This is a genomic window from Haloferax sp. Atlit-12N (assembly GCF_003383095.1).
Lineage (GTDB): Archaea > Halobacteriota > Halobacteria > Halobacteriales > Haloferacaceae > Haloferax.
The window spans coordinates 1-456 of the sequence record NZ_PSYW01000095.1 but is presented as its reverse complement, the minus strand read 5'-3'; the positions used below and the strand labels follow the sequence as shown (position 1 = coordinate 456).

The 456-nt window shown below is 69.5% G+C and carries 1 pseudogene; it reads right to left on the bottom strand.

Annotated features, from left to right (window positions below):
* Positions 1 to 456: pseudogene (locus C5B90_RS20175) on the bottom strand (heme ABC transporter ATP-binding protein); the annotation flags it as partial.

Genomic DNA, 456 nt, shown 5'->3' with positions numbered 1-456 from the left:
GTCTGTCCGTTGCCGTCCACGCCCGCGATCCCGAACACCTCGCCGCCGGGCACGTCGAAGGAGACGCCGTCGACCGCTCGGACCCCGCGGTCGTCCTCGACGACCACATCCGAGACCGACGCGACGACGTCCCCGGTCTCCGCGGCGCCGCGGTCGACGTCCATGAGCACCTCGCGGCCGACCATCAGCTCCGCGAGCTCCTCCTGGCTGGTCGCGTCCGCGGCGACGGTCCCGACCTTCCGGCCGTCCCGGAGGACCGAGATCTCGTCGGCGGCGCGCATCGCCTCGCCGAGCTTGTGGGTGATGAAGATGATCGTCTTGCCCTGCGCCGTCAGCTCTTCTAACACCTCGAACAGCTCGTTGACCTCCTGTGGCGTCAACACGGCGGTGGGCTCGTCGAGAATGAGCGTGTCGGCGCCCCGGTACAGCGCCTTCAGGATCTCGACGCGCTGTTGC